Origin of the sequence: Caloramator sp. ALD01 (assembly GCF_000472625.1) — a bacterium.
Classification (GTDB): domain Bacteria; phylum Bacillota; class Clostridia; order Clostridiales; family Caloramatoraceae; genus Thermobrachium; species Thermobrachium proteoclasticum.
Genome location: NZ_AXAA01000005.1, coordinates 99064 through 111377 on the forward strand (window position 1 = coordinate 99064; position 12314 = coordinate 111377).

Annotated in this window: 12 protein-coding genes; 2 read left to right on the plus strand and 10 right to left on the minus strand. The window is 32.7% G+C overall.

Features of this window, described 5'->3' with window-relative positions; translation table 11 throughout:
* From A3M9_RS0104020 to A3M9_RS0104050, 7 genes are all read right to left on the minus strand, one after another.
* Positions 1–477: a nucleoside recognition domain-containing protein gene (locus tag A3M9_RS0104020; RefSeq protein ID WP_051350580.1), complete on the minus strand. Its 477-nt coding sequence runs from the start codon at positions 475–477 to the stop codon at positions 1–3.
* 12 nt (positions 478–489) lie between these two features.
* Complete coding sequence (locus A3M9_RS0104025; RefSeq protein WP_027308075.1) at positions 490–915, minus strand: nucleoside recognition domain-containing protein; 426 nt, start codon at positions 913–915, stop codon at positions 490–492.
* Between the two features lie 57 nt (positions 916–972).
* Positions 973–1212 carry a hypothetical protein gene (locus A3M9_RS0104030; protein ID WP_027308076.1) on the minus strand — a complete coding sequence of 80 codons (240 nt, stop codon included), beginning with the start codon at positions 1210–1212 and terminating at the stop codon, positions 973–975.
* Positions 1209–2456 (minus strand): DNA polymerase IV, encoded by a 1248-nt coding sequence (dinB, locus tag A3M9_RS0104035; RefSeq protein ID WP_027308077.1) that lies wholly within the window; start codon positions 2454–2456, stop codon positions 1209–1211. The genes A3M9_RS0104030 and dinB overlap by 4 nt, the downstream gene beginning before the upstream one ends.
* 145 nt (positions 2457–2601) lie before the next feature.
* Positions 2602–3360 carry an SDR family oxidoreductase gene (locus tag A3M9_RS0104040; protein WP_027308078.1) on the minus strand — a complete coding sequence of 253 codons (759 nt, stop codon included), beginning with the start codon at positions 3358–3360 and terminating at the stop codon, positions 2602–2604.
* A gap of 134 nt (positions 3361–3494) precedes the next feature.
* Positions 3495–5225: an Eco57I restriction-modification methylase domain-containing protein gene (locus A3M9_RS13120; RefSeq protein ID WP_051350581.1), complete on the minus strand. Its 1731-nt coding sequence runs from the start codon at positions 5223–5225 to the stop codon at positions 3495–3497.
* Positions 5226–5238: 13 nt separating this feature from the next.
* Positions 5239–6570 carry a DUF445 family protein gene (locus tag A3M9_RS0104050; protein WP_027308079.1) on the minus strand — a complete coding sequence of 444 codons (1332 nt, stop codon included), beginning with the start codon at positions 6568–6570 and terminating at the stop codon, positions 5239–5241.
* A gap of 111 nt (positions 6571–6681) precedes the next feature.
* Here A3M9_RS0104050 and uvsE point away from each other — a divergent pair, with 111 nt between their 5' ends.
* Both uvsE and A3M9_RS0104060 read left to right on the plus strand, forming a co-directional pair.
* Positions 6682–7914, plus strand: coding sequence for a UV DNA damage repair endonuclease UvsE (uvsE, locus tag A3M9_RS0104055; RefSeq protein WP_027308080.1), 1233 nt, complete (start codon positions 6682–6684; stop codon positions 7912–7914).
* 59 nt (positions 7915–7973) lie between these two features.
* Positions 7974–9176, plus strand: coding sequence for an FAD-binding oxidoreductase (locus A3M9_RS0104060; protein ID WP_027308081.1), 1203 nt, complete (start codon positions 7974–7976; stop codon positions 9174–9176).
* A gap of 18 nt (positions 9177–9194) precedes the next feature.
* On the opposite strand, the gene A3M9_RS0104065 is transcribed toward A3M9_RS0104060, so the two are convergent.
* From A3M9_RS0104065 to A3M9_RS0104075, 3 genes are read right to left on the minus strand one after another with little or no spacing between them, the layout of a single operon-like run.
* The gene (locus tag A3M9_RS0104065) at positions 9195–9551 is read right to left on the minus strand and encodes a DUF1667 domain-containing protein (RefSeq protein WP_027308082.1); all 357 of its coding nucleotides are present in this window, start codon (positions 9549–9551) and stop codon (positions 9195–9197) included.
* Positions 9548–10810: an NAD(P)/FAD-dependent oxidoreductase gene (locus A3M9_RS0104070; protein WP_027308083.1), complete on the minus strand. Its 1263-nt coding sequence runs from the start codon at positions 10808–10810 to the stop codon at positions 9548–9550. Before A3M9_RS0104070 ends, A3M9_RS0104065 begins: the two co-directional genes overlap by 4 nt.
* Before the next feature lie 14 nt (positions 10811–10824).
* Positions 10825–12249, minus strand: coding sequence for an NAD(P)/FAD-dependent oxidoreductase (locus A3M9_RS0104075; protein ID WP_027308084.1), 1425 nt, complete (start codon positions 12247–12249; stop codon positions 10825–10827).
* Positions 12250–12314: the final 65 nt, after the last annotated feature.

Here is a 12314-nt window from a genome sequence, read left to right on the forward strand (position 1 = left end):
CTAACCTGCTATTTCTTTATTTACAATTCTCTTTGCTGTGTTTGATTTTTCAAAAATAAAACCAAAAATATATGTTATTATAAACGCCGCAATTAATCGAACGCAGAATATTATCCAGCCGTTTGCACCTATTTGTACGAATATAAGAGTATCTTCAACAATTGCGTGACAGGCTCCTAAAAATACCGCCACAAGATACATATCCTTTCTTGTTATATTTCCCTCTTCTACAGCATCTATTATAAGTCCCGCACCATATACTAATCCAAAAAAAAGTCCCGAAAATAATGGTAAAATCGTAGTTTCCGATATCTTCAAAAGTTTAGTTAGGGGTTTAAAGATACCACAAATTTTGTTTAGTAAGTTTAACTCCTTTATTATTTCAATAACTATCATAAGAGGAATAACTATCTTAATAACTGTCCACATTGAGGACATACTTCCTAAAAATGCTTCCTTTAAAACATCTATAATCAAAAAACTCACCTCTTATAAAATAATATTAAGTATAATACCTGCTATAAATGCAAGTATTTGTCTTAAAACTACCATAAACGTAGCAGAAACTCCTATTTTTTTACACAAAGCTGTTTCTAAAAATAGACTGTGGGAAAAACAGAGCATAACTGATATAATTGTTATCTCCTTTGGCGTTAGACTTAAGGCCAAAATTGCTCCTATACCTGCATATAAATTTATTGCGTTTCCAACAACAAATGGTAATGCAGCTTCACCGGGAAGTCCAACCAAATGCATAATAGGTTTAAATACAATCGCAATATAATTTATTATAGGCGTATATTTAATAAATGTAACTATAAAATATATAGGAACCAATATTTTACCTATTTTAAAAGTTGTTTCTATACCTTTTTTAGCCCCCCTTATTGTTCCTGCCTTTATTGCCTCTATCATAACTTCACCCCCTCTAAGTTAATTATAATTATTCATACTAATTTTGTTAACTATTTTTTAGAATTTTTCTAAAAACCATATATTGCCTTCTATATCCCATCTTAGCTCAATAGGCTCATCTCTTCCCTCAACAGAACATAAGAATATATAACAATCCCTTAAATATCTACGCTCTTTGTTTATGTTTATTACTCTATTTACTTTAAACACACCCATACTGCACATTATCATAATAGGATTCATTATTGTATCCTGAAACAATACTAAAACATTCGCCTTCTCTCTTAAAAGTTTCATATCCTACCACCACCTTTATTAAAGGAGTTCATAGGTATCCACTCATCTTTATCTAAAACTCTTATAGTTTTATTGCTGTCATTTTGCATTGTTATTGCACGAAAAACAGAATATTTTCCATATTTTTCTCTTATGGTATCTAAGCACATATCCAATTTCTCTCTCTTTTTCTTTGTTTCATCTTCAAATAAACTTATCTGCTCAAATTTTTGTTTTTCTTTAAGACCAGTTACTCTAATTCCAAGGAGTCTTATTTTGCTTCTATCCCAATTTTTCAAAAATAAATTTAACGCTTCCCTATGTATATCAACCGTTGTATCTATATATTCATTTACTTTATGCCTTCTTACTATTGTTTCAAAGCTACTCTTTCTAAATACCACTTCTACCACATTTCCCTCAAACCCCATCCTTCTTAACCTCATACCTACACTCTCTGCTAAAACCATAAAAATTTCAGATATTTCTTTAACATCAACTAAATCCTTAGGTGTTGTTATTGAATTACCTACTCCCTTTATACAATCGTAGCTACTTTCTACCTTTGAAAAATCAATACCATTTGCATAATTCCAATAATATCTTCCAACCTTACCAAAATTATTAGTTAAAAGGCTTAAGGGTGTATTTGCCAAATCCCCTATTGTAAAAATGCCAAGCTCATTTAGTCTGCTTTTCATTCGTCTACCAACACCAAAAAGTTCGTCAACAGGCATAGGCCAAATTATTTTTGGAACATCCTTTTCATCAATTATGCTGGTGGCATCAGGCTTTTTTAGATCCGAGGCCATCTTTGCCATTAATTTGCAGTAGGATACCCCCACACTTGCCGTAATTCCAAGTTCCTCTCGTATTTTTTTTCTTATTAAATTAGCTATTTCTACCCCATCTCCAAACAATCCTTCACACCCTGATACATCAAGCCAAGCCTCATCTATGCTAAAAACCTCCACATCTGGCGTAAAACTTCTTAAAATATCCATAACCCTGTTAGAATACTCTACGTATCTTCTGAAATTTGGTTTAACTAATATTAAATCTCTACACAATTTAAGTGCATCTCCTATTGTCATACCTGTCTTTATACCATATCTTCGTGCCTCATAGGAGGCCGTAAGTATTATACCTGTCCTCTTTTCTTTATCCCCCGCAACTGCAACAGGTTTTCCCTGGAGATTTTTATCCTCTGCCTGCTCTACTGAAGCATAAAAAGCATTCAAATCTACGTGTAAAATATTCCTCACAATACCGCCTCCCGAACATTTGTTCGTATATTATATTATACTACTTTTATCAAAAAATCAAACAAAAAAAGTGCCACCCAAGTGAAATGTGACATTATCCATAATATAGATAATGTCACACCCTTGTCAGCACTTATCTATCCTATTAAACATATATCATCTTTCTTGTCATTCCGCCATCCACAATAAAATTTGCACCTGTTATAAAGGAATTTCTTTCATCTATCAAAAATAAAATCATAGAAGCAACGTCATCTGCATTTCCCACTCTTCCAGCAGGATGCTGTTTATTGTCCATTTCACTTAAAATTGGTGTTTTTCTTATGCCTTGTTTTTTCAATTCACTAACCTCAATCCATCCAGGACTTATACAATTTACCCTCACATCTGGCCCTAAACTCACAGCAAGTGCGTGTGTTAATGCAAAAATACCTCCCTTTGAGGCAGAATATGCTTCCGTATCCTTTTCAGACATAAAGGCTCTTGTAGATGCGATATTTATTATAGAACCCTTTGTTTGTTTTAGATACGGTGCACAATATTTAGAACACAAAAATGCACCTGTAAGGTTTATTGATATAACTCTATTCCACTCCTCAAGGCTTAACTCTGTAATTGGTTTATTTATTGAAATAGCAGCATTATTTATAAGAACATCAACTCCACCAAATATATTAACAGTTTGAGAAACTAAATTTTTAACATCCTCTTCTTTAGAAACATCACAACATATAAACTTTATATCCCCAAATATTTTTAATTCATCTACTGTTTCCTGCCCTGCTTCTTTATCTATTTCAGCAATAACAACATTGTAATTTTCCATAAGGAGCCTTTTAGCTGTACCCTTGCCTATTCCTTGTCCTCCACCTGTTATAATGGCTGTTTTTTTAAACTTTTTCATAAACCTCACCGCCTTATATATCGCTTTGTATCTTGTAATTTTTAGAATATTTCACATTTCACCTGGGTGGGAGACCTCCGAAAAAATCAAATTATTTTTAAAAACATACTATATATAGTTGCGCATATTATCTTTTATTCACTATATATAGTGGTGACAATTTTTAAGGTATCATTTTTTCGGAGCTCTTGGTGGCACTCTATTTCAAAATATTGGCATAATATACTATCAATCTCTTTAATCTTTTCCTTTTCATCCCTATTAGATTTTACTATATCCTCAATTTCCTTTATGTAGTTTGGAATTTTCAGCTTTAAAATCTTATTAGGATAGTATTCGTATAGGTCATCCCCCAATTTCTTTGCCATTGTTTTTATATAGAAGTCATATATTGTGCTATTTAAGACACCAACAATAAATTCATATGAAAAAACTTCCTTAAACATATCATTTATTTTTAAGCTATATACATCTGCACTATAGAAACTTCCCTCATCTATAGCAAATCTATTTGTATTTGATTTATAGGGATATATTATCTTTTTTCCCTCAAAATCCTCCCTGTTTCTTCCCCATTGAAGCTCAAACCATTTTCTTACTCCCTTTTTACATTCTCTTCTTACCAAAAGCTTTTCTTTATAAGCTGATATGTATTCTATTGCATTTTTGTATTCCTCTTCATTTTTAATCATATCACTATATATTATAAACTCATCGGAGGGAGCCACTTTAAATTTATCTATATGACTGCTTTTGATCCATCTTCTTATTAATTCCTTCTCTATATTATATTCTTCTACTTCTTGTCTATTTAAAATAAAAGCCTTGTCACAGCCCGTTATAATCCCCTGAAAACTACTACATATTGTCCCAAGCTCAACTCCCTTTATTTTATTTAATATATTTAGCCCAACTTCGTCTAAAAAAATCCATCCGTCCTTTTTTAAACTACTCCTATCAACCTTAAAAAAGAGGTGATATTTTTTTTCACCACTTTTTATATCATTTAAAACCACCTGTCCCTTATGTTTTGCATCTGATTTTAATCTAAAATAATTTATACTATCATAATCCATTGATTTTACAAAACTTAAAATAATATTATCTACACCTACACCCTTTATGAGCCTTACTCCATAAAAATCAACTATTGATTCTATAGAACCATATTTTAATATATACTCCCTTATACCCTCACCATAAAGTGCCTCAAGCATATATCTTGATGTAAAAAAGATAAGCCTACCATCCCTTTTTAAGGAATCTATTGACTTTTTTATAAAACAATAACTCAAATCTGCTTTATCCGAAAATACCTCTAAATATTTCTCCTTTAACTTTGCCCTATAATCCTTATCTATCATTTTATGCCCAACATAGGGAGGATTTCCTATTATATAGTTATAGGTTAAATTGTCTTCAAATAAAAAATCCTTTTTTATTATATTCTTTGGCAAAATACCACTTAATCTATAAAGTTCAAGTGTTGTAATCATAACTGCATTCTCATCTATATCATAGCCATATAGGGACTTTATTATATCATCTCTATTAAACCCCTTCTCTAATAGAGCAGTATACATCCCTATTAGAAAATATCCCCCTCCACAGGAGGGGTCTAAAATCTTTACATCCCTTAAACTATCAATTTTATCTGCTAAATCCTTTGTAATAAAATCAACTATTATTTTAGGTGTATAAAAGCTTCCTGTAGTTTTTCTCTCCTCTTTGTTCTTAATCTTTTCATAGAATTCACCAATATGTCCATCTACCGACCATTTATTAATAAATCCATCTATATTGCCTTCTCCAGCTAAAATCGCCTCATAGGTTTTCTTTAAATCAATAGTAAATTCCTTTAACATAAAATCCTCCATCTTATAGAGTTTGTAATAATGGAGATATTATTCCCATAATTGCACCTAAAAGTGCTCCAAGCCAAGTTATTGCAGATAATTCTTTGCTTGCTACCTCAAGAATTATCTTCTCTGCAAAGGCAACATCAAAGCTATTTATTCTATCCTCAACAAGCTTTGATACATCGATTAAACCTATTATCCTTGATGCCTTATCCCTTATAAATTCTTCAAACATACCATCTAAAGCATTAAAGGCAGCATCAAGCTCGTCTTCTTCTATATTACTTAATAAGCTTGAAACCTCAATATTCATAAAACTATCTATAATATATGAAACTGCCATATTCACAACCTTATACAGCTCATCATTATAGGCCATTTTGGTTAACGCTTCTTCTATATTAAATCCGTAAACTAAATCCTTTACATAACTATTAATTGCATTTGAAAGTTTTTCTGCGATGTCCTCCTTTGAATCATCGGAGAAGGACATAAATATATCGTTGACTTTAGTTTCTGTAAGCTTTTCATAGAGTGCAATTACCATCATCGCTATATCGTGATGGTTTTCTTCACTACTTATATAACCCTGTAGAGACGATATTATCTTTTCTCCTATAAGCTCAGGGCTTAAAAACATAGCTGCAAATTTACCCAATGTGTTTTCCACCATTTTTGCGGCAGAGTGAGAAATCTTTTCTCTAACATTTTCCTTTGAAAGTGCCTCTAAAAGTCCCTTTGCAATTTTGTCCTTATTTGAATATATATATATCTTTATAGAACCATCTAAGGAACTTGGTATAACTTCCTTTAATGCTTGATTACTTTGTGATACGTTATTTACAATATCCTTAATTTTTAACTTGACATCTACACTGTCTAATATGGACAATAATGTTTCCTTTAAATTAATTTGTTCATTTATAAGCTCTAAAATCCTATTATTGTCTTTTTTTATATACTCTACTATAAATCCTGTAAAACTATTCTTAAGATTGTCTATTACTTTATCTCTTTTATCACCAAGTATATTAAGTAAATCACATACCTTCCTTGATGAATTCTTTAAGGAATAAAATCTATTCTTTAACCATTCAACAACCTGTTCCTTTACCTGATTGCTGCAAAGAGCATCTACAAACACATCGGTTGACAAAAGATGTGTTCCGACCGCCTTTCCTACACTCTTTGCAATTCTGTCCTTCTCCTTTGGTATAAGTCCTGGTGTAAAGGGAATTTTAATACCAAATATTCTTTTTTCATAGTGGGGTCTAAAGAGCATTTTTATTGCAAGATAATTTGTTATGTATCCTATCAGTGCACCTACAATCATTGGAATTAAAAACTTCATCTTATCCACTCCTTCCTTCATACATAATTTATTATACCAAGTAGTCAAATAATATCAATACAACAAATCACTATTTTATGCTAAAATTCTACTAAGAAGGGAGGCATATTTATGAAGATAGGATACGCTTGTATTCCTCTTGGAGTCAAATACAAAACCAATAGAGGATTTATGATAAAAAACTTTACAAAGGAAAGACTTTACGAGGCAATTCAGCAAAATCTTTTAGATTTACTTAAAATATTAGAATACAACGTTTCAAAGGGAATCTATCTTTTCAGAATAAGTTCTGACATAATACCCTTTGGTGGACATAAGATAAATACATATGATTGGGATGCTGAATTCAAGGATATATTGATAAAAATAGGTGAATACATAAAAAATAACAACATTAGAGTATCTATGCACCCTGGGCAATACACTATAATAAACTCACCGGACAATTCAATAGTAGAAAACTCAATTAGAGAAATAGAGTACCACACTCTATTTTTAGACAGCTTAGAGCTTGATTATACCCATAAGGTTGTCCTTCATATCGGGGGTGTTTATAAAGATAAATCCTCTGCTATGGAAAGATTTTGTAAAAATTTTAATTTACTAAGTCAATCATCTAAAAAAAGACTTGTAATAGAAAATGATGAAAAGAATTTTAACATAGATGAAGTTTTAGATATATCTAATAGAATTAGCATACCTGCAGTATTCGATATTCTTCATCACAGCATAAACCCAACTCAGGATAATACTGAAACAATACTTAAAAAATGTTTAGAAACTTGGAAAAAAGAAGATGGCCCAATGAAGCTACACTACTCAGACCAATCCCCTACAAAACAAAAGGGTGCCCATTCCGACTATGTATCAATTCAAAATTTTTTAGAGTTTTATAAGATAGCAAGTAAATTTGACTGCGATATAATGCTTGAAACAAAGGATAAGGATATATCTGCAATAAAATGCATAAATACCATCTTTCCTGTAAAAAAATCAGTAATGTATGATGAATGGGCAAAATACAAATATGTTGTTATGGAAAAGGACTACGCACTATATAAAAAATGCAGTAGCATAATAAACAGCGAAACTAATATGCTGGAATTCTATAAAACCATAGACTATGCTCTATCTCTTCTCTTAAATGAAGGTGCCGTAAAAAATACACTACAACACGTATGGGGGTATTTTAAGGATAAGGCAAACGATAAAGAGTTTGTAAAATTTCATCAGCTTTTATCCACAAAGGAATATACTAAGGCAAAGGCTTTTTTAAAAAGACTTGCTGAAAAATACAATGAAGAATACCTTTTAAACTCCTACTATTTTATAATTAACACCTAAGTTATAATGAATAATTTGATATTATAGGTATAAAAATATAGGAGAAGGGAGTTGATACAATGAAGCTCGTCTCCTATAATCCTATTTGGACTAATAAAAATCAAGTTCTAAACAAATATACATACCTTAGCAAAAATGAAGACTGTGATATTTTGATTATAGGCGGAGGAATTACAGGAGCTATTTTAAGCTACTATCTTTCTTTTTTAGGTAAAAAAATTGTACTTGTTGATAAAAATATTATAGGATATGGAAGTACAAGTGCATCAACCTCCATACTCCAGTACGAAGTAGATTTCGACATTTTAGAGCTTGAAAAGAAGATAGGCATAGTAAATGCTCTAAAGGCCTACAAGGCTAACGAAGCTGCTGTCTATGAAATTGAAAGAATTATAAAAACTCTAAAGGATAAGTGTGACTTTACAAGAAGAGAGAGCCTGTATTTTACACAGGATAAATCAAAGGTACAGAAGTTTAAAGAAGAATATAAAATAAGACGGGCTGCAGACTTTGACATTGAATTTTTAGACAAAAATACTGCAAAGGATAAATTCTCATTCCCAATTGAGGCTGCAATATATTCAAAATGTGGTGGTGCAGAAATTGACCCCTATAGATTTGCCCACGAACTTATAAAGGATAGCCAAAGTAGGGGCCTTATAATCTATGAAAATACTGCTATATTAAAATATCAGCATAAAAACAATAAAGTTATACTCTTTACAGATAAGCATAAAAAGATAACTGCCCAAAAGGTGGTTGTTGCAACAGGATATCAGGCTAAAAACTTAATAAAAGAAAACATAGTAAAACTAAATACAAGCTTTACAATAGCAACAAAACCAGTTAATAGTTTTGAAGGATGGTATAACAGGTGTATAATAAGAAACGACTGTACACCATACAATTACCTTAGAACAACACAGGATAATAGAATTATAATCGGTGGAGAGGATATACCTATAAACAATCCCCCTCAAATTATAATTCAAAATAAATATCAAAAGCTTGAACAAAGACTTCGCCAAATGTTTCCTAATATAGATTTAGAAGTTGAGTTTAAATTCCACGGACTATTTGGAGATACAAAGGATGGGCTTCCATATATAGGTGTACATCCAAAGTTTAAAAACTTCTACTTTGCACTTGGATATGGTTCAAATGGGATACTATATTCAATAATAGCAGGTCAAATAATAAGGGATATGATTTCTGAAGAAAAAATTCATCCAGATATACATATGTATAGTTTTAGGAGATAGCAAACCAAGCTATCTCCTTTATATTTTCAATACCTTTGATGTTGCTACCACATTAGCACCTGTCCCCAAAACATTCTCTATAATAATATCCCCAATTTCAACAGGTGCTACAGCCTCTGCCTTATTTATCTCCTTCATTATCTCAAATATCAAATTCTTTGGAACCTCCCTATCTGTTTTAACTGACACAAGAGGTCTATCTCCTCCTAAGACCTTTACAGTTGAGGTTATAATTCTTTTAGGATTTGTTATTTCATTTTTAGCATACTCTTCTCCTCTTTTACATTTGTTCCCTGATACTGTTATATTTTCACCAACTTCAACCTCAAGCTGACATCCTAAGGGGCAGCTTATGCAAGTCATCTTCCTTTTCATTTTGCCACCTCCTCTAATGCAAATACGAGTTCACTGCCTTCTACCTTTTCTAAAGCATCCTTTGAAAGTTTAACATTCTCCATTTCTCCAGGTGAAACGTGGTTTCTCCTAACTTTGTAAACAATCCTATCTCCATCTCTTACAACTAAATCAACATTATTATATACATCATTTACCCTCATATAGAAGTTTACCTTATCCTTTACATTTTTGGGATTTATTCTATTAGGAACTACATATCGTATGCCAAATCCTGTTTTAGTTATAAATCCAGTTTCATCTTTAACATATTCTCCCTTTATATAATTAGAAGCACCATAGCCTGCAAGGTAGCTTTCCTCTGTAACATAGTCAACCAAATCGTGTACGTGAACAACATTCCCACAGGCAAAAATTCCATCTACACTTGTTTCCATAAGCTCATTAACATAAGCCCCAGAAGTTACTGGATTTAATTTAATATTTGCCTCCCTTGAGAGTTCATTCTCTGGTATCAATCCAACAGATAATAAAAGTGTATCACACTCAACATACTGTTCTGTTCCCTCAATAGGCCTTCTATTTTCATCTACAGCTGCAATCGTAACTCCCTCTACTCTTTCTCTACCGTGTATCTTTACAACTGTGTGACTAAATAAAAGAGGTATATCAAAGTCCTCAAGGCACTGAACAATATTTCTCTTAAGCCCAGTTGAGTATGGCATAAGCTCCACAACCATCTTAACCTCTGCACCCTCAAGTGTCATTCTCCTTGCCATTATTAGTCCTATATCACCCGAACCTAAAATTACAACCTTCTTACCTACCATATATCCTTCCATATTCACAAATCTTTGGGCTGCACCTGCAGTAAATACACCAGCTGGTCTACTTCCTGGTATATTTAAGGCTCCCCTTGTTCTTTCTCTGCATCCCATTGCAAGTATTACTGCCTTTGCATCTATTCCAACAATGCCATCCTTTGGATTTAGTACTGTAATATGCTTATTTTCTGATAAGTGTAATACCATAGTATCAAGCTTGTATTCTATTTTTAATTTTTCTACCTCATCTATAAACCTTTGGGCATACTCTGGGCCTGTGAGCTGTTCTTTAAAAATATGAAGTCCAAAACCATTGTGTATACACTGCTGAAGTATACCTCCAAGTCTTTTGTCCCTTTCTAATATCAGAATATCATCTATTCCATTCTTCTTTGCCTCTATTGCTGCTGCAAGTCCTGCAGGTCCGCCACCTATTATAACCAAATCCCTCTTCATTTTTTCTCCTCCCATCACTTTGTCTTACCTGTCAAAATAAAACTGCCTTCATCTGATTTTTTTACTTCAGTTAGAGATATATTAAGCTCCCTTGCAAGTATTTCAACCACTCTTGGCATACAGAAGCCTCCTTGGCATCTTCCCATCCCTGCTCTAACTCTTCTTTTCACTCCATCTACACTTTTTGCTCCAAGTGGTCTTCTTATGGCACTTATTATATCTCCCTCTGTTATGTGTTCACATCTACAGATTATCCTTCCATACATAGGATTTTTACTTAAAACTTCTCTCTTTTCATCCTCTGACATATTTATAAACAATTTTGTATTTTGTCTTGTGGCTATAAAACTACCCTTCTTTATAAGTTTAAGTCCCTGTTCTTCAATAAGTGATACAACATATGGAGCAATTGCTACAGATGCCGTAAGACCTGGAGATTCTATCCCTGCTGCATTTACAGCATTTGGAGTTGGTATATTTATTATAAAATCCCTCTTATCCGGTGTTGCTCTAATACCTGTAAAGGAAGTTATTACATCTCTTTGATTTAATCCCTTTACACTTCTACTTCCTCCCCTTAATACCTCATCAAGGCCCTCTTTTGTTGTTGAAACATCGTCCCTTCTATCCATTTCAACTGCATTAGGACCAACAAATAAATTGCCGTGTACCGTTGGAGATACCAGTATCCCCTTTCCTTTATTTGTAGGAGTTTGGAATATAGTTCTTGTAACTATTCCTCCAACTGCTTTATCAAATAAACAATATTCTCCTCTTCTTGGTATAATCCTAAATTTTTCTCCTCCAAGCATATCATTTATATCATCCGCAAAGAGTCCTGCTGCATTGACTAAATATCTTGATTTTATAATTCCTTGGCTTGTCTCAATCGTAAATACATCCTTCTCCTTATAAACTCTTACAACTTGAGTTGAAAGCATAAATTCAACTCCATTTTGATTTGCATTTTCTGCAAGAGCAATAGCAAGCTCAAAGGGAGATACTATTGCTCCTGTTTTTGCATAAAGAGCCCCCACAACGTTATCCTGAACATTTGGTTCTAAAGATAAAACCTTGTTTTTATCTATTATTTCAAGTTCCCTAACTCCATTTGCTAATCCTCTTTTATAGAGCATCTCTATATGTCTTAAATCCTCATCGTTAAAGGCAATTACTAAAGAACCATTTCTCTTATATGGTACATCTAATTCTCTGCATATCTCTTCGTACATCTCACTTCCTAAAACATTAAACTTTGCCTTTAAAGTACCTTCCTTTGCATCGTACCCTGCGTGAACAATTCCACTGTTTGCCTTTGTAGAGCCATTTGCTACATCACTGCTTTTTTCTATAACCACTACATTTAAGTCATATCTTGATAATTCCCTTGCTATACTTGTCCCAACTATGCCTGCACCAATTACTGCAACATCGTACATACAAAAACCTCCCCTTAAAAAATTAAGCCGTGAAAACAGAACCACATATGTGGTCTATTTTCACG